22 protein-coding genes are annotated in these 22,246 nt (G+C 32.8%); 15 read left to right on the top strand and 7 right to left on the bottom strand.

Annotation, left to right across the window (positions count from 1 at the left end):
• Positions 1-5: 5 nt before the first annotated feature.
• The gene (locus LUU93_RS03460) at positions 6-458 is read right to left on the bottom strand and encodes a type I restriction enzyme HsdR N-terminal domain-containing protein (RefSeq protein WP_232678328.1); all 453 of its coding nucleotides are present in this window, start codon (positions 456-458) and stop codon (positions 6-8) included.
• 101 nt (positions 459-559) lie between these two features.
• Between LUU93_RS03460 and holA the strand changes: the two genes are divergently transcribed.
• The 3 genes from holA to ettA all read left to right on the top strand — a co-directional run bounded on the left by holA (position 560) and on the right by ettA (position 3,571).
• Positions 560-1,564 (top strand): DNA polymerase III subunit delta, encoded by a 1,005-nt coding sequence (gene holA / locus LUU93_RS03455; protein ID WP_232678326.1) that lies wholly within the window; start codon positions 560-562, stop codon positions 1,562-1,564.
• Positions 1,565-1,631: 67 nt separating this feature from the next.
• Positions 1,632-1,814 (top strand): CAL67264 family membrane protein, encoded by a 183-nt coding sequence (locus LUU93_RS03450; protein WP_056209547.1) that lies wholly within the window; start codon positions 1,632-1,634, stop codon positions 1,812-1,814.
• Between the two features lie 65 nt (positions 1,815-1,879).
• On the top strand, positions 1,880-3,571 hold the full coding sequence (gene ettA, locus LUU93_RS03445; RefSeq protein WP_111291005.1) for an energy-dependent translational throttle protein EttA: 1,692 nt from the start codon (positions 1,880-1,882) through the stop codon (positions 3,569-3,571).
• A gap of 218 nt (positions 3,572-3,789) precedes the next feature.
• On the opposite strand, the gene LUU93_RS03440 is transcribed toward ettA, so the two are convergent.
• Both LUU93_RS03440 and LUU93_RS03435 read right to left on the bottom strand, forming a co-directional pair.
• Positions 3,790-4,203 (bottom strand): thiol-disulfide oxidoreductase DCC family protein, encoded by a 414-nt coding sequence (locus tag LUU93_RS03440; RefSeq protein WP_232678324.1) that lies wholly within the window; start codon positions 4,201-4,203, stop codon positions 3,790-3,792.
• A gap of 297 nt (positions 4,204-4,500) precedes the next feature.
• Positions 4,501-6,666, bottom strand: a complete 2,166-nt coding sequence (locus tag LUU93_RS03435; RefSeq protein WP_232678322.1) for an endonuclease MutS2 — start codon at positions 6,664-6,666, stop codon at positions 4,501-4,503.
• A gap of 134 nt (positions 6,667-6,800) precedes the next feature.
• Here LUU93_RS03435 and LUU93_RS03430 point away from each other — a divergent pair, with 134 nt between their 5' ends.
• Positions 6,801-7,466: a uracil-DNA glycosylase gene (locus LUU93_RS03430; protein WP_232678320.1), complete on the top strand. Its 666-nt coding sequence runs from the start codon at positions 6,801-6,803 to the stop codon at positions 7,464-7,466.
• A gap of 107 nt (positions 7,467-7,573) precedes the next feature.
• On the opposite strand, the gene LUU93_RS03425 is transcribed toward LUU93_RS03430, so the two are convergent.
• The 4 genes from LUU93_RS03425 to porX form a co-directional block, all read right to left on the bottom strand.
• Positions 7,574-7,948 carry a DUF4258 domain-containing protein gene (locus LUU93_RS03425; protein ID WP_232678318.1) on the bottom strand — a complete coding sequence of 125 codons (375 nt, stop codon included), beginning with the start codon at positions 7,946-7,948 and terminating at the stop codon, positions 7,574-7,576.
• 36 nt (positions 7,949-7,984) lie between these two features.
• Positions 7,985-9,184, bottom strand: a complete 1,200-nt coding sequence (locus tag LUU93_RS03420) for an alanine dehydrogenase (protein WP_232678315.1) — start codon at positions 9,182-9,184, stop codon at positions 7,985-7,987.
• A 165-nt stretch (positions 9,185-9,349) separates the two neighbouring features.
• The gene (gene tsaE, locus LUU93_RS03415; RefSeq protein WP_232678313.1) at positions 9,350-9,757 is read right to left on the bottom strand and encodes a tRNA (adenosine(37)-N6)-threonylcarbamoyltransferase complex ATPase subunit type 1 TsaE; all 408 of its coding nucleotides are present in this window, start codon (positions 9,755-9,757) and stop codon (positions 9,350-9,352) included.
• Positions 9,758-9,990: 233 nt separating this feature from the next.
• Positions 9,991-11,544, bottom strand: coding sequence for a T9SS response regulator signal transducer PorX (gene porX / locus LUU93_RS03410; protein WP_232678311.1), 1,554 nt, complete (start codon positions 11,542-11,544; stop codon positions 9,991-9,993).
• 221 nt (positions 11,545-11,765) lie between these two features.
• Between porX and LUU93_RS03405 the strand changes: the two genes are divergently transcribed.
• From LUU93_RS03405 to LUU93_RS03355, 11 genes are all read left to right on the top strand, one after another.
• A complete protein-coding gene (locus LUU93_RS03405) occupies positions 11,766-12,995 on the top strand; it encodes an HD domain-containing protein (RefSeq protein WP_232678309.1) in 1,230 nt (409 codons plus the stop codon).
• A 39-nt stretch (positions 12,996-13,034) separates the two neighbouring features.
• Positions 13,035-14,078, top strand: coding sequence for a UDP-3-O-(3-hydroxymyristoyl)glucosamine N-acyltransferase (lpxD, locus tag LUU93_RS03400; RefSeq protein WP_232678307.1), 1,044 nt, complete (start codon positions 13,035-13,037; stop codon positions 14,076-14,078).
• Complete coding sequence (locus LUU93_RS03395; protein ID WP_232678305.1) at positions 14,071-15,459, top strand: bifunctional UDP-3-O-[3-hydroxymyristoyl] N-acetylglucosamine deacetylase/3-hydroxyacyl-ACP dehydratase; 1,389 nt, start codon at positions 14,071-14,073, stop codon at positions 15,457-15,459. Before lpxD ends, LUU93_RS03395 begins: the two co-directional genes overlap by 8 nt.
• Before the next feature lie 70 nt (positions 15,460-15,529).
• Positions 15,530-16,315 (top strand): acyl-ACP--UDP-N-acetylglucosamine O-acyltransferase, encoded by a 786-nt coding sequence (gene lpxA / locus LUU93_RS03390; protein ID WP_029270176.1) that lies wholly within the window; start codon positions 15,530-15,532, stop codon positions 16,313-16,315.
• Between the two features lie 142 nt (positions 16,316-16,457).
• Complete coding sequence (efp, locus tag LUU93_RS03385) at positions 16,458-17,024, top strand: elongation factor P (RefSeq protein ID WP_132991049.1); 567 nt, start codon at positions 16,458-16,460, stop codon at positions 17,022-17,024.
• A 132-nt stretch (positions 17,025-17,156) separates the two neighbouring features.
• Positions 17,157-18,086: a UDP-3-O-(3-hydroxymyristoyl)glucosamine N-acyltransferase gene (locus LUU93_RS03380; RefSeq protein ID WP_232678303.1), complete on the top strand. Its 930-nt coding sequence runs from the start codon at positions 17,157-17,159 to the stop codon at positions 18,084-18,086.
• A gap of 1 nt (position 18,087) precedes the next feature.
• Entirely contained in the window at positions 18,088-18,450 is a 363-nt protein-coding gene (locus LUU93_RS03375; protein WP_232678301.1) for a nuclear transport factor 2 family protein, read from the top strand.
• Between the two features lie 86 nt (positions 18,451-18,536).
• Complete coding sequence (sucD, locus tag LUU93_RS03370) at positions 18,537-19,409, top strand: succinate--CoA ligase subunit alpha (protein WP_053471430.1); 873 nt, start codon at positions 18,537-18,539, stop codon at positions 19,407-19,409.
• Positions 19,410-19,549: 140 nt separating this feature from the next.
• Positions 19,550-19,978 carry a hypothetical protein gene (locus tag LUU93_RS03365; RefSeq protein WP_232678299.1) on the top strand — a complete coding sequence of 143 codons (429 nt, stop codon included), beginning with the start codon at positions 19,550-19,552 and terminating at the stop codon, positions 19,976-19,978.
• A 362-nt stretch (positions 19,979-20,340) separates the two neighbouring features.
• Positions 20,341-20,952 carry an RNA polymerase sigma factor gene (locus LUU93_RS03360; RefSeq protein ID WP_232678297.1) on the top strand — a complete coding sequence of 204 codons (612 nt, stop codon included), beginning with the start codon at positions 20,341-20,343 and terminating at the stop codon, positions 20,950-20,952.
• Between the two features lie 90 nt (positions 20,953-21,042).
• Positions 21,043-22,155, top strand: coding sequence for a FecR family protein (locus LUU93_RS03355; protein WP_232678295.1), 1,113 nt, complete (start codon positions 21,043-21,045; stop codon positions 22,153-22,155).
• Positions 22,156-22,246 lie beyond the last annotated feature (91 nt).

Genomic DNA, 22,246 nt, shown 5'->3' with positions numbered 1-22,246 from the left:
TTATTTTATTTATTAATATGGTAATCTGGTAAGCTTTGTAAAAACTGATATTTTTCATTTTCAAAGTCCATTTGACAATAAAAATGATTTAATCCATTCGTGACATTCAAAAACCGTGCCTTCATGGTCATGTTATAACGGGCAATTTGATCAAAAGTTGATTGAGATATTTTTACCTCAGGTGCTTTACACTCTACTAATATATGTATAGAACCATCTGAATTAAAAACTACAACATCATATCTTTTTCGTAATCCGTTGACAGTTAAAACCTTCTCTACATTGATTAATGATTTTGGGTATTTTTTTTCCTGAATTAAATATTGAACCACATGCTGGCGAACCCATTCTTCTGGAGTAAGAATGATAAATTTTTTCCTGATTTCATCAAAAATAGACACTTTATTTTCGCTATTTTTGAATCGGAAAGTATATGTGGGGAAATTTAGTTTTAACATATAGCAAATATAATTTGAAAATTAGTCAATTTGAAAATTAGTTAATTATTTTATTTCGAATTAAACTGAAAACTGATACTGAATACTGAAAACTAAATTTAATGGACGAAGTTGTAAAAATTGTTAATGATATCAAGGCAGGAGATATAAAACCTATTTATTTTTTAATGGGCGAAGAGCCTTATTATATAGATAAGCTGTCTGAATATATTGAACAAAATGTACTGGCCGAAGAAGAAAAAGGATTTAACCAAACGGTTTTATACGGAAGAGATGTTTCTGTTGAAGATATTGTTTCAACCGCCAAGCGTTATCCTATGATGGCTGATCGTCAGGTTGTTATTGTAAAAGAAGCACAGGATTTGTCCAGGACAATTGATAAAATAGAGTCTTATGTTGATAACCCGATGCTGTCTACAGTTTTGGTTTTTTGTTATAAATATAAAACGCTTGATAAACGTAAAAAAGTTACCAAACTTTTAGCGCAAAAAGGAATTGTTTACGAAAGTAAAAAACTATATGAAAATCAGGTTGGGGATTGGATTAAGCGTGTTCTGGCTGGAAAAAAATATACAATCGATCCCAAAGCAAATGCTATGCTGGTTGAGTTTTTAGGAACGGATTTAAGTAAAATCAACAATGAGTTAGAAAAACTACAGATTATTTTACCACAAGGAACCATGATTACACCTCAGCACATTGAGGAGAATATTGGTTTCAGTAAAGACTATAATGTATTTGAACTCCGAAAAGCAATAGGGGAACGAAATCAATTAAAAGCTTATAAAATAGCCGAAAATTTTGCCCATAACCCAAAAGAATATCCGCTGGTAATGACAACCGGTTTAGTTTTTGGATTTTTTGTGCAGCTTTTAAAATACCACGGACTCAAGGATAAGAACCCAAAGAACGTGGCTGCAGCAATTGGAGTAAATCCGTATTTTCTAAAAGAATACGATTTGGCTGTAAAAAATTATCCAATGAGAAAAGTCAGCCAGATTGTTGGAGCCTTACGTGATATTGATGTAAAAAGTAAAGGTGTAGGAGCCAATGCTTTACCACAATCAGATTTGTTAAAAGAAATGCTGTATAAAATATTTAATTAAGCCGTGAAAATTCACGATATTTGCCTTTCTAAAAATTTTGCTACTTAAAAATAATAATTACACAATTATGGGAATGAATAAAAATACCGTTTTAGGATGGGCTACTTTTATAATGGTACTTATGGGATTGTTGCTTATAGGTCTTGGTGCTTTTAGATATAGCGATGTTTCTGGCTGGGGATTTGCGGCGGCAGGTGTTGGTTTTTTTGCTAATGCCTGGGTTTTTAACGCTTTAAAAGGTAGAGTTTAATCTTTTCAATATCAATTGCAATATCAATTCAATAAAAAATAAATAATTAAAATAAAATATAGAAAATGTCAGACGATAAGAAAGTAATTTTCTCAATGCAAAAATTGAGTAAAACCTATCAGGGAGCAGACAAACCAGTACTTAAAAATATTTATTTGAGTTTCTTTTACGGAGCTAAAATTGGTATTTTAGGTCTTAATGGTTCTGGAAAATCTTCTCTTTTAAAAATTATTGCAGGAGTTGATAAAAATTATCAGGGAGATGTAGTTTTTCAACCAGGTTATACAGTAGGTTATTTAGAGCAGGAACCAATTCTTGATGATTCTAAAACGGTTATCGAAATTGTTCGTGAAGGAGCTGCAGAGACTATGGCTGTTTTGGAAGAATACAATCAAATTAATGATTTATTTGGTCTTGAAGAGAACTACTCAGATCCAGATAAAATGGATAAATTGATGGATCGTCAGGCCGCTTTACAAGATAAAATTGATGCTCTTGGTGCTTGGGAAATCGATACCAAATTAGAAATTGCAATGGATGCTTTGCGTACGCCGGAAGGTGACACGCCAATTAAAAACCTTTCTGGAGGTGAGCGTCGTCGTGTAGCTTTATGTCGTTTGTTATTGCAGCAGCCAGATGTATTATTACTTGATGAGCCTACCAACCACCTTGATGCAGAGTCTGTACTTTGGTTAGAACAGCACTTAGCACAATATTCAGGAACTGTAATTGCGGTAACACACGATAGATATTTTCTTGATAATGTAGCAGGTTGGATTCTTGAGTTGGATAGAGGAGAAGGAATTCCATGGAAAGGAAACTATTCTTCTTGGTTAGACCAAAAATCAAACCGTATGGCTCAGGAAGAAAAAGTAGCTTCAAAACGTAGAAAAACTTTAGAGCGTGAGTTAGAATGGGTTCGTCAAGGAGCAAAAGGACGTCAGACAAAACAAAAAGCACGTTTACAGAATTACGATAAATTATTAAATGAAGACCAAAAACAATTGGACGAGAACTTGGAAATCTATATTCCGAATGGTCCACGTTTAGGTACAAATGTTATAGAAGCTAAAAATGTTGCCAAAGCTTTTGGTGAAAAATTATTATACGATAACTTAAACTTTACTTTGCCACAAGCTGGTATTGTTGGAATAATCGGGCCAAACGGTGCTGGTAAATCTACCATTTTCAAAATGATTATGGGAGAGCAAGCTACTGACAGCGGAGAATTTTCAGTTGGAGAAACTGTAAAAATTGCTTACGTAGATCAGTCGCACTCTAATATTGATCCGAATAAATCTATTTGGGAAAACTTTGCAGATGGTCAGGAATTGATTATGATGGGAGGGAAGCAGGTTAATTCAAGAGCTTACTTATCTCGTTTCAATTTTGGCGGTGGAGAGCAAAACAAAAAAGTTTCAATGTTGTCTGGTGGAGAGCGTAACCGTTTACACTTAGCAATGACTTTGAAAGAAGAAGGAAATGTACTTTTACTGGATGAGCCTACGAATGACCTTGATGTAAACACACTTCGTGCACTTGAAGAAGGTTTAGAGAATTTCGCTGGTTGTGCTGTAATTATTTCTCACGACAGATGGTTCTTAGATAGAATTTGTACACACATCTTAGCTTTTGAAGGTGACTCTGAAGTTTATTTCTTCGAAGGAAGTTTCTCTGATTATGAAGAAAACAAAAAGAAACGTCTTGGCGGTGATTTAACTCCAAAACGTTTGAAATACAGAAAATTGATTAGATAATAAAATCTAAATTTTCAATAAAAAAATCCCAAATTCCAATTAATCATGAATTTGGGATTTTTGTTTTTTGTTATTTCGAGGAACGAGAAATCGCACAAGAAACTCGACAAAGATTGGCGACATTCTATACGGAATTACTAGTGCGATTTTCGTTCCTCGAAATGACAAAATAAAAACCTGTGCAAACCCGTTTGATCAGTAAAATCAGTGGGCAATCTTTACAAAAACTTAGCCTTCAATTCCGGAGTAGGAATCATGCAGCTTTCTTTTTTGCCATACCATTTATAGCGGTTTTTAGCAATATAATCGTAAATATAATTTCGAAGTTTTTCAGGAAGAATTTTAAAAACAAAAAGTAAACTGTAAATTCCACCTAAGTCATTTGCAATTTCTATAACTGCAGATGATTTATGATAATAAGCAACACCGGGATTATACAAAATAATACTGTCAATTTTCGTTTGATCGACACCTATATAATTGCAAATTTCTTTTCCCAAATCTGATTGCAAAGCCACAAAACGAAAAATATCTTTTTTGTCATGTTTGATAATAAACTGAACAGCGCCGTTGCAGAGATTACAAACGCCATCGAAGAGGATTATTTTTTTTTGATTTGGTAATTCTTGCATTTTGATTATTTAAAATGAAAACTTTGACAAAGTTGTATTTAATTTGTCGTTCCTCGGAATGACAAAAAAGAGTATAAAATAATTATCAATGTAATTTATTAAAAATAAAAATTCAATAAATTTTACAAATTAAAAACGGCTTTCATAAATTGTTTTTAAGCGATTTTTGAAATTTTTCTATCTTCGTAACTGTCTTTTTGAAGTTCGTTTCTTAAATCGCTTTATTTTAATTTTGCCTCAATTTTACGCATTTTTAAAACTGAAAACTGCGACTGCGACTGAAAACTAAAAAAAAACTTACTTCTTCCCAGCTTCGACAAACTCTAATTCATCCAAACTTACTTTCGAAGTAAAAATTCCGTAATTTACTGTTGCTTTGTTTTTTTCGATAGAGTCGATACTTCCAACAGATCTTCCGTCGAGCATTCTAACTCTGTCACCAACTTTTAAAATTGGTTTTGGTTTTTCTATAACTGGTTTGAGTTTCTTTTCTTTTTTCTCTTTACGGATTTCTTCAACTTTTACTTGAACTTCGGCAATTACTTCTTTTTGTTTTTCAACTTTTGCCTTAACTTCTTTTGGAGTTGCTTTTTTACGTTTTGAGTTTTCGATTTCAACAATTTTCAAAAATTCTCCAATAAGTTCTTTTTTGTTTTTGTTGTTGAAATATTTCTCAGCAATATCGTCAATTTTTTGTCCTATATATATGATCTTCTGATTGCTGTCATATAATTCCTGATAGCTTTCTAATTTCTGCTGGATTCTTGTATTGATGTTTTCCATCTTTTTGCTTTCCTCACGAGCGCGGGTTTCTTCTTCTTTTAAATTAAGAGAAGTCTTTTCGAGCTTCGATCTTTCTTTCTGAAGCGTTGCAATGGTTTTATCAAAACGAACTTTTCCAACTTCGATTTTCTTTTTCGCACGATTAATTAATCCAAACGGAATTCCATTTTTTTGTGCAACCTCAAATGTAAACGAACTTCCTGCTTGTCCTAAAGCCAATTTATACATTGGTTCTAAAGACTTTTCGTCAAACATCATATTTGCATTTGTTGCAAAAGGCAGTTCGTTAGCCAGAATTTTTAAGTTTGAATAATGCGTTGTAATAATCCCGAAAGCTTCACGGTGATAAAATTCTTCCAGGAAAATTTCAGCTAAAGCTCCACCCAATTCTGGATCAGAGCCGGTACCAAATTCATCAATTAAAAACATGGTTTTCTTGTTGCATTTCTTCAAGAAATAATTCATGTTTTTTAAACGATAACTATATGTACTTAAATGATTTTCAATAGATTGATTGTCTCCAATATCTGTTAGAATTCTGTCAAACAAGAAAGTTTCGCTTCGTTCATGAACCGGAATCAATATTCCTGATTGTAACATCAATTGTAACAAACCAACAGTTTTTAAGGAAATTGTTTTTCCTCCGGCATTTGGTCCAGAAATTACAATAATTCTGTTTTCTTGTTTTAACTCAATTGTCTGCGGATGCGTAACTTCATTTTTTTGTTTGTTGTTCAAATACAAAATAGGATGATACGCTTCTCTAAAAAATAATCTTCTTTCTTCTGTAATTGTCGGCAAAATTCCGTTGATTCGATTTGCATATTTAGCTTTTCCGGCAACGACATCAATATCACTTAAAAAGTCTTGATATTCAATTAGTAAAGGTAAATACGGACGAATTATATTCGATAAATTCTTTAAAATTCTCGTAATTTCTTCTTTCTCTTCATATTCAAGATTTGCTAATTCTCTTGAATATTTTAAAGTTGCTTCTGGTTCAATGTAAGCAATGCTTCCGGTTTTTGAACTTCCTAAAATTGAGCCTTTTACCTTACGTCTGTACATAGCAAGTACAGCCAAAACACGTCGGTTTTGAACAAAACTTTCTTTGATATCATCCAAATATCCTAAACCATTATATTGCGTTAAAGCTACACCAAAACTTTGGTTTACTTTTCCGCGAACTAAATTCATATTCTGACGAATACTCAAAAGTGCGGGAGAGGCATTGTCTTTAATTTCTCCGTATTTATCAACAATTGCATCAATATGAGTTATGATGTCTTTTGTTAATTCTACACGAGAAGCTCTTGCATTTAAGTTTGGATAATAATCGTCAAACTTTCTCAGGAAGTTTAATAAAAAATTCGTTGTTGAAGAAAGATTCGCAATTTTTCTAAAACTGCCTACTTCAAGAAAACTGTCTTCAATTGCTAAAAACTTAATTTCGTGCGTTATAGCGTCAAATCCATGATTTGGAATTGCGTTGTTATTTTCAAAAGACGAAACATATTCTGAAGTCTGCATTAAAGACTGCATTAAGGTTTCTTTATCTCTGAATGGTGTTATTTGTAAAGCTTTTTCTTTTCCAATATCTGTATTACAGCCAGCCGAAATGGTTTCGAGAACTGTTGGAAATTGTAAGTCTTGTAATGTTTTTTCGGTAATACTAATCATTTAATTTCTTTAAGAAAGTACAGGCAAAAATACAAAAATAGTATCATTGAATACTGTAAAGTTATAGTGTAATTTTATTGTTTGTTAAAGTATGATTTAACTTAAAAATTTCTGAAATTCGCATAAAAAAAATTATGGACGTAAAAATGCATTCTTCCTGGAAGCCAGTTTTAAATGCAGAATTTGAAAAATCTTATTTCAATGAATTAATCGATTTTGTAAAATCAGAATATTCAACGAAGGTTTGTTATCCAAAAGGAAGCCAGATTTTTTCTGCTTTTGATCATTGTCATTTTGATCAGGTAAAAGTGGTTATTATCGGACAGGATCCTTATCACGGACCTAATCAGGCAAATGGTTTGTGTTTTTCTGTAAATGACGGAATTCCGTTTCCTCCATCTTTATATAATATTTTCAAAGAAATTGAAACTGATTTAGGTAAACCGTTACCAAAAACGGGCAATTTAGAACGCTGGGCAGATCAGGGTGTTTTTCTTTTAAATGCTACTTTAACTGTTCGTCAATCTGAAGCCGGAAGCCATCAAGGAAAAGGCTGGGAAAAATTTACTGATGCTGTTATTAAACAAATTTCTGCCGAATCTGAAAATGTTGTGTTTTTACTTTGGGGCGGTTTTGCTCAAAAGAAAGCAGGTTTGATCGACGCTTCTAAACATCATATTTTAAAATCAGGACATCCATCTCCTTTAAGTGCCAATAGAGGATTTTGGTTTGGAAACAAACATTTCAGCCAGACAAATGCTTTCTTGAAATCAAAAGGGCTTAAGGAAATTGAGTGGTAAAAAAGTTTTATTTGTCATTTCGAGGAACGAGAAATCGCACCAGTAATTCCGTATAGAATGTCGCCAATCATTGTCGAATTTTCGTTCCTCGAAATGAAAAAACAGGGCTATTTTTTAATAATTTCCTCTAAAACAGCTTTGTTTTCGTAGTTCACTACTTTTAATATAATCTCTTGATTTTTAACTGTTTTTCCTTCAATGATATATAATTTTCCTTTGTTGAAGGGAACATTACTTTGGTCAAAATCAACATCTCCGTAAGTTAAAGTACTTTTGATATCGGCAGTATCAATCCATTTTTCGTTTAAAGTCTGAATTGCTTTATCTGAATATTCAAAAGGCTTTGTTCTTAGATTGTTTAAAACTCTGGCATTTGGAAAATAATTGCAGCGAGTGTCTTTACCACTAAATACAAGGGCTACAAAAAAGCATCCCATAATTAATCCAATCAAATAATAGGCAAAACGGTGTACGAACTTCATGAAATAAAATTTTTGCAAAGGTACATTAAAGTTCCTTTAAAATACAAGTAAATTAATATCGTTGTCTGGCAGGTCGAACCAGTCGCCAATGGCTTTATTTGTTAGAATTCCGTGATATAAATAAATTCCGTTTTTAAGTCCTTTATTGCAACGAATAGCACTTTCTAAACCACCATCTTCGGCTATCTGATGCAGGTAAGGTGTTAGCATGTTACTAATTGATAATGAAGCAGTTTTAGAATAACGTGAAGGTATATTGGGTACACAATAGTGCAAAACATTATTTTTAATGAATGTTGGCTTTTCGTGGGTCGTTACTTCCGAAGTTTCAAAACAACCTCCGGTATCAATACTTACGTCAACTATTACTGCACCTTTTTTCATGTGTTCGACCATAGTTTCGGTAACTATAATTGGGCAGCGTTCTTTGCCGCGCATTGCACCAATTGCGACATCACAGCGTCTTAATGATTTTAATAACGCTTTCTGCTGAATGGTAGAAGTAAAAATCCTTTGGCTTAAATTATTTTGTAAACGGCGTAATTTAGTAATTGAGTTATCGAAAACTTTTACATTTGCACCCAATCCAATTGCAGTTTTTGCAGCAAATTCACCAACCGTTCCGGCTCCAAGAATCACAACTTCTGTAGGAGGGACGCCGGTAATATTTCCGAATAAAAGTCCTTTTCCAAATTCATCTGTAATCATTAATTCGGCAGCAATAAGAATGGAAGCAGTACCTGCGATTTCGCTTAGAGATTTCACGGCAGGATAAGAACCATCCTCATCTTTAATATATTCAAAAGCTAAAGCTGTAATTTTTTTTTGTGCCAAAGCTTCAAAGTAAGCTTTCTTTTTGGTTTTTAACTGAATAGCCGAAATGATTGTAGTTTCCGGATTTATCATTTCAATTTCAGTTAACGTTGGCGGTTCTACCTTTAGTAGAAGCGGACAGCCGAAAACTCTTTTGGTATCTTTTGTAATTTCTGCACCGGCATCTGAATATTCCTTATCGGTATAACTTGAACTTTCTCCTGCTCCAGATTCAATCATAACACGGTGACCTTCATAAGTAAGGGAATTTACGGCATCGGGAGTCAAACAGATACGACGTTCCTGATAGCTTGTTTCCTTAGGAATTCCTATGAAAAGTTCTCTTTTAAAACGACCAACCTCAAGTTTTTCTTCTTGCGGAAGCAATTGTTGTTTTGTAAATGGAGTTAAGGTAATTGACATGGATTGTGCAAAATATTAAGGGTACAAATTACGTAAAAAGTTTTAAAATTAGTGCAAAAATTCTGCTAATAGTAAAGTCCTAATGTTAAGTTATTTTTTGTGTCTCTCTGTGTAAATTTTTACCGCAGAGATTCGCAAAAAAATCACAGAGGTTCGCAAAGTTTTTTAGGCTAATTTTAATTCTCTTTTTCCATCTGCCAATAATTCAATATTAATTGTAGAATATTCTTCTGGAAGCAGGTTCGCTATTTTTTCAGACCACTCTATAAAACACCAGTTTCCTGAATATAAATAATCATCGACGCCCATATCGAGCGCTTCGGTTTCTTTATTTAATCGGTAGAAATCAAAATGATAAACGGTTTGATTATTAGAAGTATTATATTCATTTACTAAAGAAAAAGTAGGGCTGCTGGTAGCATCCTGAACTCCTAAACTTTTGCATAACTGCTTAATTAAAGTAGTTTTTCCAACGCCCATTTCTCCATTAAAAAGGATAATTTTTTTAGGGTTTGAATCTAAAATCTGCTGTGCAGCTTCCTGAATTTGATCTAATGAAAAAACGATAGTCATTTTTATGTTTTATTTATTTTAGTCGCAGTCGCAGTTTGCAGTTTTAGTCTGAAAACTGTCAACTGCGGCTGTAAACTTTTTATTTAAATTATCTTCTGCGAAAGCGAAATTATTTTTTGCCACAGATTAAAAGGATTTTAAGGATTTCTTAATCTGTGTTAATCTTTTTAATCTGTGGCAAAATATATTTTAAATCAATTTCAAGTTCTCATTGAAAACCGAGACTGAAAACTTTATTTTGGGTTAAATACCAAGAACGGAATAATCATTTCTTCTAACGAAATTCCGCCATGTTGGTATGTATTTTTGTAATAACTTACATAATGGTTATAGTTGTTTACGTAAGCCAGGAAAAAATCATTTTTGGCAAAAATAAACGAACTACTCATATTTATTGCAGGTAAACCAATTGTTTTAGGTTCTTTAACTACATAAACGTCTTTTTGTTCGTATGTTAAACTGCGGCCTGTTTTGTAGCGCAAATTTAAACTTGTATTTTTATCTCCCACAACTTTCGACGGATTTTTTACATTAATTGTTCCGTGGTCTGTGGTTAAAATCAATTTGAAACCTAAAAGCTGTGCCTGCTGAATGATTTCCAGTAATGGAGAATTTTTAAACCAGCTTAAGGTTAATGAACGATACGCTTTATCATCAGAAGCTAATTCTTTTACGACTTCCATTTCGGTTTTAGCGTGCGAAAGCATATCAACGAAATTGTATACAACGGTTACTAAATCATTTCCTTTTAAGGCTTTAAAGTTTTCTGCCAGTTTTTTACCGCCGGAATAATTGGTTATTTTGAAGTAATCTTCTTTAATATTTAATCCCAAACGTTTTATTTGTGCCGAAAGAAATTCAGCTTCGTAAAGATTTTTTCCTCCGTCTTCTACGTCATTTTTCCAATATTGCGGAAATTGTTTTTCCATATCCAAAGGCATTAAACCTGAAAAAATAGCATTTCTGGCATATTGTGTAGCGGTTGGAAGAATAGAGAAATACGGAACTTCTTTTTCTAATTTATAGTAATTAGAAATTACGGTTTCAAAAGATTTCCATTGATCGTAGCGAAGGTTATCAATTACAACAAACAAGATTGGTTTGTCTTTCTTTTTAATTTCAGGAACTACTAATTCTTTGAATAAATTGTGTGACTGAATTGGTTTATCTGCTTTTGGTGCAAACCAGTCTTCATAATTTCTTTCAATATATTTTCCGAATTGAGAATTGGCTTCAACCTTTTGAGATTCAAGGATTTCGACCATTGCCTGATCGTTGATGTTTTCTAGTTTTAATTCCCAGAAAAGCAGTTTTTTATACAATTCAACCCAGTCTTCATATGAATTAACCATCGCTAATTCCATTGAAATTTTGCGAAATTCTTTCTGATAATCGAGCGTCGTTTTTTCTGAAATTAGTCTTGAATCATCCAGATTTTTCTTCAAACTCAATAAAATCTGATTTGGATTTACTGGTTTTATCAGATAATCGGCAATTTTAGAACCAATTGCTTCTTCCATTATATATTCTTCCTCACTTTTGGTAATCATAATCATCGGGATGGCCGATTTTTTCTCCTTCATTTCAGAAAGGGTTTCAAGTCCGCTCATTCCCGGCATATTTTCATCAAGGAAAACAATATCGAAATTTTCTTCTTCAAACAAAGCAATGGCATCAAGGCCGTTGTTGCTTGTTGTAACTTCGTAATTCTTTTTTTCGAGAAATAATATATGTGGCTTTAAAAGATCAATTTCATCATCGACCCAAAGTATTTTAATCTTATCCATAAACAGTTTTAATTTTAATGCAATTTAAAAGTATAGAACTTAAAAAGTATTAAAAATAGTATAAAATTAGGGGTGACAAATTGAAATTTATTTAAAATTATTTTTTGCGTCTTTTTAATGTTTAAGAAAATACTTATGATAAATATCTGTTTTTTAAGTTAAAAACTAAAATGAATTTATACTTATTTACTTATATTTGTTGACCAAAAAATAACCAACGAGTGACTCAAATTAACAAATTAAAAATATTCAATGACCCAATTTACGGGTTTATAACAATACCGAACGAACTAATCTACGACCTAATTCAACACCCTTATTTTCAGCGTTTGCGACGTATTTCACAAATGGGATTATCGTATTTAGTTTATCCGGGAGCAAATCACACCCGTTTTCATCATGCTTTGGGCTGTATGCATTTAATGCAGAAAGCAGTTGAAGGTCTTCGTTTTAAAGGTGTTGCCATTTCAAATGAGGAAGAGTGTGCTTTATTAATTGCTATTTTACTGCATGATATTGGGCATGGGCCGTTTTCGCATGCTATGGAAAAAAGTATTGTTGAAGATGTAAATCACGAAGCTATTTCATTATTGTTTATGAACAGGCTTAATGATGAATTTGATGGTAGATTAAGTCTGGCGATTCAGGTTTTTAAGGGCGAATATCATAGGAAATTCATGCTGCAATTGATTTCAAGTCAATTAGATATGGACAGAATGGATTATCTTAAAAGAGATAGTTTTTATACCGGGGTTGCAGAAGGAAATGTAAATTCAGAACGTTTAATCCAGATGATGAATGTGGTTGACGACGTTTTGGTGATTGAGGAAAAAGGTATTTATTCTGTAGAGAAATTTCTGCTTTCGCGAAGATTAATGTACTGGCAGGCTTATTTGCATAAAACGAGTCTGGTTGCCGAGTTAATCTTAATGAAGGCGTTGAAACGAGCTAAAGAATTGACTTTAAAAGGAGCTAAACTTCCTTGCAGTGAACCACTTTTGTATTTTATGCAAAACAAAATTAATCTTGAAGATTTTGATGCCGAAAAACTGGATTTATTTTCCCAGTTAGATGATTTTGATATTATCAGTGCTTTAAAAGCATGGCAGAGGCATAATGATTTTATACTTTCTACTTTAAGTAAAATGATCATTAACAGAGACTTATTAAAGATTAAACTTAGTGCAGACAAAATTCCGATGGAAGAATCCCAATCTTTAAAAGAAGAATTTGCAGAAACGCATAATATATCGGCCTTAGACGCCGGTTATTTTATTTTTAGAGGTAAAATTAAGAATCAGGCTTATAGTAAAGCTGCCGAACCAATACGAATTTTGAAAAAAGATAAAACAATTGAGGATGTTGTTGAAGCTTCTGATCAGTTGAATCTGAAATCGTTATCTAAATTGGTGACAAAATATTATATCTGTTTTCCAAAACAACTTATCTAAAATTAACATTTAAAATCTATTTTTTATATTTTTGTCGCAATGAAATTTACAGCAGAACAAATAGCAGGAATTTTAGAAGGAGAAGTTGTTGGGAATCCCAATGCCGAAGTTTCTCGACTTTCTAAAATAGAAGAAGGGGAGGAAGGATCTCTTACTTTTTTGGCTAATCCGAAATATATCAACTATATATATACCACAAAAGCAACCGTTACCATTGTTAACGACAGCTTTATACCTGAACAGGAAATAACTACTACATTAATAAAGGTTGAAGACGCGTATGCTTCTTTTTCTAAATTATTACATTTTTACAATCAGGTAAAATTGAATAAAAACGGAATTGAACCACAGTCTTTTATGTCTGAAGGAACTAAACATGGTGAAAACCTGTATTTAGGAAGCTTTAGTTATATAGGACAAAATGTAGTTTTAGGAAATAATGTAAAAATTTACCCAAACAGTTTTATTGGTGATAATGTTGTTATTGGTGATAATGTGTTTATTTTTGCCGGTGCAAAAATTTATTCAGAAACTATAATTGGTAATAATTGTACGATACATTCAGGTACTATTATAGGTGCAGACGGTTTTGGTTTTGTGCCAAATGAAGAAGGGGTTTATAGTAAAGTGCCGCAAATAGGTAACGTGATTATCGAAGATAATGTAGATATTGGTGCAAATACTACAATTGACAGGGCAACTCTGGGTTCTACAATTATTAGACAAGGAGTTAAATTAGACAATCAAATTCAAATCGCCCATAATGTTGAAATTGGTAAAAATACTGTAATTGCTGCGCAGAGTGGTGTTGCAGGTTCTACTAAAATTGGCGAAAACTGTATGATTGGCGGACAAGTTGGTATCGCAGGACACTTAACAATAGGAAATAACGTGAGACTTCAGGCACAGTCCGGAGTAGCGAGAAATATTAAAGATGATGAAATTCTGCAGGGAACGCCATCACTTGGATATACTGATTTTAACAAATCGTATGTTCATTTCAAAAATCTTCCTAAGATAGTTGCCGAAGTTGAAGAAATAAAAAAACAAATAATAAACCCAAAAAATGGAAATAATGGTTAAACAGAAGACCATCAAAAATGAAATTTCACTAACAGGAGTTGGATTACATACTGGTAAAGAAGTTACAATGACTTTTAAACCTGCTCCAATTAATAATGGTTTCACTTTTGTCAGAGTAGATTTGCAAGGCCAGCCAGTCATTGAGGCTGACGCTAATTATGTTGTTAATACGCAAAGAGGAACTAATTTAGAAAAATTAGGTGTTAAAATACAAACTCCTGAGCACGTTTTAGCGGCAGTAGTTGGCTGTGATTTGGATAATATTATTATTGAATTGGATGCCTCTGAACTTCCTATTATGGATGGTTCATCAAAATATTTTGTTGAAGCAATAGAAAAAGCAGGAATCGAAGAACAAGACGCAAGCCGTAATGTTTATGTCGTAAAAGAAGTTATTTCGTTTACTGATGAAGCAACAGGAAGCGAAATCCTTGTTATGCCAAGTGATGAGTATCAGGTAACTACAATGGTAGATTTTGGTACAAAAGTTTTAGGCACTCAAAACGCTACGCTTAAAAGTATTGCTGATTTTAAAGAAGAAATTGCAAGCTCAAGAACTTTTAGCTTTTTACACGAATTAGAGTCTTTATTAGAAAATGGGCTGATTAAAGGTGGTGATTTGAATAATGCTATTGTTTATGTAGACAAAGAAATTTCTGAGTCTACAATGGTTAATTTAAAGAAAGCTTTTGGTAAAGAGGAAATTTCTGTTAAACCAAACGGAGTTTTAGATAACCTTACATTGCATTATCCAAATGAAGCTGCAAGACACAAATTACTTGATGTTATTGGAGATTTGTCTCTTATTGGAGTTCGTATTCAAGGAAAAATCATTGCAAATAAACCAGGTCACTTTGTAAACACCCAGTTTGCTAAAAAACTGGCAAAAATAATTAAAATAGAGCAGAGAAATCATGTTCCGGTTTATGATTTAAACCAGGAACCATTGATGGATATTCATAAAATTATGTCAATGCTTCCTCACAGACCTCCATTTTTGTTGATCGACAGAATTATCGAAATGTCTGATCGCCATGTGGTTGGTTTAAAAAATGTTACTATGAATGAGAATTTCTTCGTAGGACATTTTCCTGAGGCTCCAGTTATGCCGGGAGTTTTAATTGTTGAAGCAATGGCACAAACAGGCGGAATTTTAGTTTTAAGTACTGTTCCGGACCCTGAAAATTATTTGACATATTTCATGAAAATTGACAATGTTAAATTCAAACACAAAGTATTGCCGGGTGATACCTTAATTTTTAAATGTGAGTTGATTTCTCCTATCAGAAGAGGAATCTGTCATATGCAGGCAAATGCCTACGCAAACGGAAAATTAGTGACTGAGGCAGAATTAATGGCACAAATTGCAAGAAAACAATAATTAATCAAATTTATTGTTTAGGTTTGTTGCCCTAAAAATTAGACTATTTTAATTAAAATATAAAATATAGATGAATCAACCATTAGCATATGTTCATCCAGGCGCTAAAATCGCCAAAAATGTTGTAATTGAGCCTTTTACAACAATTCACAATAATGTTGTTATTGGAGATGGTACTTGGATTGGTTCAAATGTGACCATTATGGAAGGCGCTCGAATTGGTAAAAATTGCAATATTTTTCCGGGGGCGGTAATTTCTGCAGTGCCACAGGATTTAAAATTTGGCGGAGAAGATTCTCTTGCTATAATTGGAGACAATTGTACTATTAGAGAATGTGTTACTATCAATAGAGGTACTGTTGCTTCTGGACAAACTATTCTTGGAAACAATTGTTTAGTTATGGCTTATGCCCACATTGCACACGATTGCGAGATTGGTAATAATGCCATTATTGTAAATGGTGTTGCTTTGGCAGGTCACGTAGTTGTTGGTAATCATGCCGTAATTGGCGGTTTGGCGGCGATTCATCAATTTATTCATATTGGAGATCACGCCATGATTTCTGGAGGATCTTTGGTAAGAAAAGATGTTCCTCCTTATACAAAAGCAGCTAAAGAACCATTATCCTATGTTGGTATCAATTCAGTTGGTTTAAGAAGAAGAGGATTTAGTACTGAAAAAATTAGAGAAATTCAGGAAATTTACAGAATTTTATATCAAAAGAATTACAATACAACACAAGCTTTAAGTATCATTGAAGCAGAAATGGAAGCAACTCCTGAGAGAGATGAAATTCTTGATTTTATTAGAAATTCATCACGAGGAATTATGAAAGGTTATTCAGGGAATTATTAATTTTAGAGTTTAGATTTCTGATTTTAGATTTCTAAACATTATAAAATTAATTAAGCATTAAAACATTATAAAAAATATGTAGATCAGTTTTTAAAAATCTAAAATCTAAAATCTACATTCAAAAATCTAAAATAAAAAACAAATGGCATCTACATCAGATATTAGAAACGGATTGTGTATTAAATTTAATCACGATATCTATAAAATTATTGAATTTCTTCACGTTAAACCAGGAAAAGGTCCAGCTTTCGTAAGAACAAAATTAAAAAGTTTAACTTCAGGTAAAGTATTAGATAATACTTTTTCTGCTGGTCATAAAATTGACGTTATTAGAGTTGAAACACATACATTCCAGTTTTTATATCCAGAAGGTGATGAATTCCACTTTATGAATGCTGAAACTTTTGAGCAGATTTCTTTAAACAAAAATATCTTAGATGCTCCGGATTTATTAAAAGAAGGAACAAATGTAATGGTTCAGATTAATACTGAAACTGATTTACCATTATCTGTAGATATGCCTGCATCTGTAATTCTTGAAGTTACTTACGCTGAGCCGGGAGTAAAAGGAAATACAGCTACAAACGCTACAAAAAATGCTACTGTAGAAACTGGTGCATCTGTAAACGTTCCGTTGTTCATCAACGAAGGTGATAAAATTAAAATCGATACAGCTTCAGGTTCTTACATGGAGCGTGTAAAAGAGTAGTTTATTAATTAAGATAATTTGTCAATGAGTCAATTAGATAATGTGTGAATCGACAATTTGAACATTCATTTCTAACTGACTCATTTTCTAATTGACACATTCTCTAATTGACAAATTTTCTAATTAAAATATATGAAATTTCCAAAAGTTCACTCTTTAGAAGAAATTGCAAATTTGCTTAACTGCGAATTTATTGGCGACAAAAACTTTGAGGTTTTAGGCATGAACGAAATTCATGTTGTAGAACCAGGTGACATTGTTTTTGTTGACCACCCAAAATATTATGACAAAGCTTTACAATCTGCAGCAACAATTGTTTTAATAAACAAAAAGGTTGAATGCCCGGAAGGTAAAGCTCTTTTAATTTCTGATGATCCTTTCAGGGATTTTAATACTTTAACCAGACATTTTAAACCATTTCAATTTGCAAATGCTGCGATTTCATCTTCAGCTAGTATTGGGGAAGGGACTGTAATCCAGCCTAATAGTTTTGTTGGTAATCATGTTAAAATAGGAAAGAACTGTTTGATTCACTCAAACGTTTCTATTTACGATCATACGATTATTGGTGATAATGTTATTATTCATGCCGGAACTATTTTAGGAGCAGATGCTTTCTATTATAAAAAACGTCCGGAAGGTTTCGATCAGTTAATTTCTGGCGGAAGAGTGGTAATTGAAGACAATGTTGGAATTGGTGCACTTTGTACAATTGATAAAGGAGTTACCGGAGACACTACAATTAAGGAAGGTACAAAAATCGACAATCAAGTGCATGTTGGACATGATTCTGTTATAGGGAAAAAATGTTTAATTGCCTCGCAGACTGGTATTGCAGGCTGTGTTGTTATTGAAGATGAAGTTACAATTTGGGGACAAGTTGGTACAACCAGTGGTATTACGATAGGAGCGAAGGCTGTTATTATGGGACAAACCGGAGTTACAAAATCGGTTGAAGGAGGAAAATCATATTTTGGAACTCCAATCGAAGAATCAAGAGAAAAGTTAAAACAATTAGCCAATATCAAAAAGATTCCTGAAATTCTAAATAAATTGAAGTAATATGTCTATAAAAGAGTTTGTTCAAAAATTTTATAAGTCGGATGCCTTAATTGATAGTGAAATTTTAAAAACTTATCTGCATCCTGAAGTAATCATTGAATGGAACAGCAGTAAAGGTTTTATTCAGTTGGATTATAATGCCATAGTTGAACTGACAAATGAACTCAGCAGGGCTTATGTGCGTTCTAAAGTTAGAATAAGCCACATTCTTGCCGAAGATGACTTAGTTTCAGTACGTTATTCTCATTATGTAAAAACAATCGAGAACCCGCGAGAGGAAATGTTATTGGCGCATTTTGCAACGATTTGGCAAATAAAAGACGATAAGCTTTATAGAGGTTATCAAATGAGTCAATTTTCTTAATATTTTTTTGATAATAAAAGAGGCAAATTACATTACAAAACCTTATTTTTGCAACACAATTTTAAAAACTACATAAAATATATATCATGAGTGTTTTAGTTAATAAAGATTCCAAAATAATTGTTCAGGGATTTACAGGAAGCGAAGGTACTTTCCACGCTTCTCAAATGATTGAGTACGGTACTAATGTTGTTGGTGGTGTTACTCCGGGAAAAGGAGGAACAAGTCATTTAGACCGCCCGGTTTTTAATACAGTAAAAGATGCTGTAGATCAAGCCGGAGCTGATACTTCTATCATTTTTGTTCCGCCAGCTTTTGCTGCTGATGCAATTATGGAAGCTGCTGATGCCGGAATTAAAGTAATTATTGCTATTACAGAAGGAATTCCTGTAGCAGATATGATTAAAGCAAATAATTATGTTAAAGAAAGAAATTCTAGATTAATTGGTCCAAACTGTCCGGGTGTTATTACTCCGGGAGAAGCTAAAGTTGGTATCATGCCAGGTTTCGTTTTCAAAAAAGGAACAGTTGGTATCGTTTCTAAATCTGGAACTTTAACTTACGAAGCTGCTGACCAGGTTGTAAAACAAGGTTTAGGAATCACTACAGCTATTGGTATTGGTGGAGATCCAATCATTGGAACTACAACTAAAGAAGCTGTTGAATTATTAATGAACGATCCTGAAACTGAAGCAATCATTATGATTGGTGAAATTGGAGGTCAATTAGAAGCTGATGCTGCAAGATGGGTAAAAGCTGATGGTAACCGTAAACCAGTTATTGGTTTTATCGCCGGAGAAACTGCTCCAGCTGGTAGAACGATGGGTCACGCAGGTGCTATTGTTGGTGGTTCTGACGATACAGCTGCTGCTAAAAAACAAATTATGAGAGACAACGGAATTTACGTTGTTGATTCACCAGCTGAAATTGGTAAAAAAGTAAAAGAAGTACTTGGATAAATTCCAATTATTAAAATAATAAATTCCAAAAAAGTCTCAATATTTTGTTGAGACTTTTTTACATTTTAAAGACTGAGGCGTTAATAGAAAAAAACTTAGAATCTTAGTACCTCAGTATCTTAGAAACTAAAAAAAGAAATATGAGTAAAGAATTAGAAAAGTTTAAAGCAAGTAATAGTTTTACTTTTACTGTAAATGATAGTCTAGAAGAAGTTTGCAACGCTCCGGAAGGAAGCGCTGGAATTTTTGTAGTTTATGAAATCGACGGAGATGTAAAAGAATTAATCATGGTAGGTTCTACAGGAACTGTTCAAAATGATGGAACTCTTAAAAGCAAAAACGGCGGATTATACGATAAAATCGTAAACGGACATCAGTTTGCTAAAACAGGTAGAAAATATTCATGGCCGGCACAAATGAAATTGGAGAATATTTCTGTTCTTGAAGTAGTTTGGTACGAAACTTTTAATACAGATGTAAAAGCAATACCAACTTCAGTTGAAGGGCAGGTTTTGCAAAATTTCTTAGATGAAAATGCAAAATTACCTAGATGGAATGTGGCTTTCTAAAAGCTAAAAAGCATTATCAAAAATAGTAAGAGCCCTGCAAGATGCAGGGCTTTTTTTTTTGCTTAAATTAAGAAAACGGTTGAGAAGGGGAATAAAATTAAGTACAAATAAGCAAGTAAAATCTGATAAGTATTATGGTTGTTTTAATTTAAAAATAATTTTAACATTTCCTTAAGAACCCAGTTATACCAGCCAAAAGAGACAGTTTTCTATATTAGAAAACTGTCTCTTTTGTGTAAAATAATTGGTTTTAAATTTTTGCTTTTATATATTTATCGAACAAAAGTAAATGATAATGTTAAAATAATGTATTCTCTGCATTAAAGAATATTGTCTTACAGAAGAACGATAAGTCCCAAAATATGAAAACCCGAATCCTGCCAGTTAGTGCTGTTGATGATAATACACTTTGGAATAATTTAATAATTGGAGATGAAAAATCATTTTCGTTATTATTCGAAAGATACTATAGTGATCTTGTAAATTATGGAAATTCCCTTTCTCCATATGCCGAAAAAGTTCAGGATTGTATTCAGGATGTTTTTACAGATATTTGGGTATATCGTAATTCACTGCAGGAATCTGTAGTTGTAAAATCCTATTTATTTTCCAGCGTTCGAAAGAGAATTGCTCGTTTGTATGAACGAGATCATATTTTTAGAAAAACTGCCACTACAGATGCTATTGCTTTTCTTTTAGAATTTTCTGTAGAAAACGAACTTTTGGACGATGATTATGCTGCAAAAGAAAAAGTAATATACTTAAATAAATTATTAAACGAATTACCTGCAAGGCAAAAAGAAGCACTTTATTTACGCTATCATCAGGGCTTATCTGTAGAACAAATTGCAGAAATGCTGGATGTCAATTATCAATCAGCAAGTAATTTACTGCACCGCGGATTACTTACTCTTCGTAAAGAATGGAAAGGTAGTTTTTCCTTAATAATGCTGCTATTCTCAGGTACTCTTTAAAAAAAGGTTAAAAAAACTTAAAAAAAATCTTAATTTAGTGAGTATAAAATAAAAAAACTGTCCTCTATGTTTTTGTAACCTTATTTTTAGATGCAAAAACGTAATAAATATACCGAAATAGAAGATTTTTTATCTGACGAATCATTCAAGTCGTGGGTTTTGTTTAAAATCGATGAAGATGGCTGGGAAGAATGGACTTTAGAAAGCCTTCAGCGTGCTAAATTAGTTGAAGATGCACGATTACTGCTTCTGGCAATGAAAGTTCCTGAAAACAATCTTTCAAGCTCTGATATTCACAGGGCGCTGCACAATACCTGGATAAAAGTGCGGGATAAAGAAAATCAAAAAACTTTACAGAATTTAAAAGTTAAGTTTTTACGTAGACAATTTTTGTCTGGCGCAGCGGCGGCATTGTTTTTTGCTTTTATGGCAGTGTGGTTTTATAATAGTTATTTTAAAAATGAAAGCACAGTTGTAACGTATAATGAACTTATTTACGAAAACAATGAAGGATTAGTTGAGCAGACTAATAATTCTGACAAGCCTCAAATTATTACTTTATCAGACGGCAGTTCTGTATTACTGCAGCCCAACAGTAAATTAAGTTACCCTAAAATCTTTACCGGAAACGAAAGGAAGGTGTATTTATCCGGCGAAGGTTTCTTTGAAATTAGTAAAAATCCCCAAAAACCTTTCTTCGTTTACGCAAATGAAATTGTTACGAAGGTTGTAGGAACTAGTTTTAGAGTTAAAGCTTATTCTGACCAGCCTGATGTAGAAATTCTTGTTCGCACCGGTAAAGTTAAGGTAAAATCAAACGATCTTGTTTCCAGATCTGATAAAGAAGAAATCGTGTTACTGCCTAATCAGGCGTTACGATTTTTGCGAAGCGACTTAAAGTTTAATAAAATTACAAATATTACTCAGGATGCAGCTTTAGCTCAAAGTATTGGGAATATAGAACAGTTGAGTTTTGAATTTAATGATATTCCTGTTTCGCAGATTTTTGAAACAATAGAGCAGGCTTACTTAGTAAATATCGATTACCCAAAAAATAAATTAACAGACTGCCACTTAACAACATCATTAAGTGACCAGCCTTTAACAGAGAAACTAAAAATTGTCTGTAAAAGCATAGGTAATAATACCAGTTTTGAAATGAATGGGAATCAAATAATTATTACCTCAGACGGTTGTAATTAATTTTTTAGTGTAACTGTAATTGCACCAAAAATACTCTTGTTTTTACTAATTAAATTTTCGAAGTAAAGCCTTTCAATTTTTTATTGGAATG

Origin of the sequence: Flavobacterium soyae, from assembly GCF_021245985.1 — a bacterium.
In the GTDB taxonomy this organism is placed as follows: Bacteria; Bacteroidota; Bacteroidia; order Flavobacteriales; family Flavobacteriaceae; genus Flavobacterium; species Flavobacterium soyae.
The sequence above is the reverse complement of the archived record's forward strand: the minus strand, read 5'-3'. Positions and strand labels throughout refer to the sequence as shown.

Excerpts from the sequence above, each read along its gene's own strand:
- LUU93_RS03460 (WP_232678328.1), bottom strand. The coding sequence starts at position 458 with ATGTTAAAACTAAATTTCCCCACATATACTTTCCGATTCAAAAATAGC.
- holA (WP_232678326.1), top strand. The coding sequence starts at position 560 with ATGGACGAAGTTGTAAAAATTGTTAATGATATCAAGGCAGGAGATATA.
- LUU93_RS03450 (WP_056209547.1), top strand. The coding sequence starts at position 1,632 with ATGGGAATGAATAAAAATACCGTTTTAGGATGGGCTACTTTTATAATG.
- ettA (WP_111291005.1), top strand. The coding sequence starts at position 1,880 with ATGTCAGACGATAAGAAAGTAATTTTCTCAATGCAAAAATTGAGTAAA.
- LUU93_RS03440 (WP_232678324.1), bottom strand. The coding sequence starts at position 4,203 with ATGCAAGAATTACCAAATCAAAAAAAAATAATCCTCTTCGATGGCGTT.
- LUU93_RS03435 (WP_232678322.1), bottom strand. The coding sequence starts at position 6,666 with ATGATTAGTATTACCGAAAAAACATTACAAGACTTACAATTTCCAACA.
- LUU93_RS03430 (WP_232678320.1), top strand. The coding sequence starts at position 6,801 with ATGGACGTAAAAATGCATTCTTCCTGGAAGCCAGTTTTAAATGCAGAA.
- LUU93_RS03425 (WP_232678318.1), bottom strand. The coding sequence starts at position 7,948 with ATGAAGTTCGTACACCGTTTTGCCTATTATTTGATTGGATTAATTATG.
- LUU93_RS03420 (WP_232678315.1), bottom strand. The coding sequence starts at position 9,184 with ATGTCAATTACCTTAACTCCATTTACAAAACAACAATTGCTTCCGCAA.
- tsaE (WP_232678313.1), bottom strand. The coding sequence starts at position 9,757 with ATGACTATCGTTTTTTCATTAGATCAAATTCAGGAAGCTGCACAGCAG.
- porX (WP_232678311.1), bottom strand. The coding sequence starts at position 11,544 with ATGGATAAGATTAAAATACTTTGGGTCGATGATGAAATTGATCTTTTA.
- lpxD (WP_232678307.1), top strand. The coding sequence starts at position 13,035 with ATGAAATTTACAGCAGAACAAATAGCAGGAATTTTAGAAGGAGAAGTT.
- LUU93_RS03395 (WP_232678305.1), top strand. The coding sequence starts at position 14,071 with ATGGTTAAACAGAAGACCATCAAAAATGAAATTTCACTAACAGGAGTT.
- lpxA (WP_029270176.1), top strand. The coding sequence starts at position 15,530 with ATGAATCAACCATTAGCATATGTTCATCCAGGCGCTAAAATCGCCAAA.
- efp (WP_132991049.1), top strand. The coding sequence starts at position 16,458 with ATGGCATCTACATCAGATATTAGAAACGGATTGTGTATTAAATTTAAT.
- LUU93_RS03380 (WP_232678303.1), top strand. The coding sequence starts at position 17,157 with ATGAAATTTCCAAAAGTTCACTCTTTAGAAGAAATTGCAAATTTGCTT.
- LUU93_RS03375 (WP_232678301.1), top strand. The coding sequence starts at position 18,088 with ATGTCTATAAAAGAGTTTGTTCAAAAATTTTATAAGTCGGATGCCTTA.
- sucD (WP_053471430.1), top strand. The coding sequence starts at position 18,537 with ATGAGTGTTTTAGTTAATAAAGATTCCAAAATAATTGTTCAGGGATTT.
- LUU93_RS03365 (WP_232678299.1), top strand. The coding sequence starts at position 19,550 with ATGAGTAAAGAATTAGAAAAGTTTAAAGCAAGTAATAGTTTTACTTTT.
- LUU93_RS03360 (WP_232678297.1), top strand. The coding sequence starts at position 20,341 with ATGAAAACCCGAATCCTGCCAGTTAGTGCTGTTGATGATAATACACTT.
- LUU93_RS03355 (WP_232678295.1), top strand. The coding sequence starts at position 21,043 with ATGCAAAAACGTAATAAATATACCGAAATAGAAGATTTTTTATCTGAC.